Annotated in this window: 1 protein-coding gene; it reads right to left on the bottom strand. The window is 63.9% G+C overall.

Annotated elements, in window-relative coordinates; translation table 11 throughout:
• Positions 1-1,101 (bottom strand): serine hydroxymethyltransferase (glyA, locus tag GS620_RS21825; protein ID WP_171617727.1); only part of this gene is annotated, 1,101 nt, incomplete at both ends.

The following is a 1,101-nucleotide window of genomic DNA, read 5'->3' as shown; positions in this document are numbered from 1 at the left end:
CCTCGCCGAAGCCGCGGGTGGTGCCGGCGGGCGACCCCAGACGGATGCCCGACGTGATGGTCGGCTTTTCGGGATCAAACGGCACGCCGTTCTTGTTGCAGGTGATATGCGCCCGGCCCAGAGCTTTCTCGGTGGCGTTGCCCTTGACGCCTTTGGGGCGCAGGTCGACCAGCACCACATGGGTGTCGGTGCCGTGGGTCACCGTGTCCAGACCGCCCTTGATCAGCTGATCCGACAGAGCCTGGGCGTTGGTGATCACCTGCTTGACATAGTCCTTGAACTCGGGCCGCAGCGCCTCGCCGAAGGCCACGGCCTTGGCCGCGATCACATGCATCAGCGGGCCGCCCTGAATGCCGGGGAAGATGGCCGAGTTCACTTTCTTGGCGATATCTTCATCATTGGTCAGGATCATGCCGCCGCGCGGGCCGCGCAGGGTCTTGTGCGTGGTGGTGGTGGCCACATGCGCATGCGGGAAGGGGCTGGGATGCTCGCCCGCCGCGACCAGACCGGCGAAATGCGCCATGTCCACGTGCAGATAGGCACCGACCATGTCGGCGATCTGACGCATGCGGGCAAAGTCGATCTGGCGCGGAATGGCCGAACCGCCGGCGATGATCAGCTTGGGCTGGTGTTCCTTCGCCAGTGCCTCGACCTGATCGTAATCCAGCATGTTGTCCTGCTGGCGCACGCCGTATTGCACCGCGTTGAACCACTTGCCCGACTGGTTCGGACGGGCGCCGTGGGTCAGGTGGCCACCGGCATCCAGGCTCATGCCCAGAATGGTGTCGCCGGGCTTGATCAGCGCCTGAAACACGCCCTGGTTGGCCTGAGAGCCGGAATTGGGCTGCACGTTGGCGAATTCACAGCCGAACAGTTGCTTGGCGCGGTCGATGGCCAGGTTTTCGGCGATGTCGACGAACTGGCAGCCGCCATAATAGCGGCGGCCGGGATAGCCTTCGGCGTATTTGTTGGTCATCACCGAGCCCTGCGCCTCCATCACGGCGGCAGAGACGATGTTCTCGGACGCGATCAGCTCGATCTCGTCGCGCTGACGACCCAGTTCCGACGTGATCGAGCCAAAAAGCTCGGGATCACGATCAG

It is taken from the genome of Ruegeria sp. HKCCD6428, assembly GCF_013110595.1.
Classification (GTDB): domain Bacteria; phylum Pseudomonadota; class Alphaproteobacteria; order Rhodobacterales; family Rhodobacteraceae; genus Ruegeria.
Note: the sequence above shows the minus strand (reverse complement) of the source record. Positions and strands in the feature narration are given on the sequence as shown.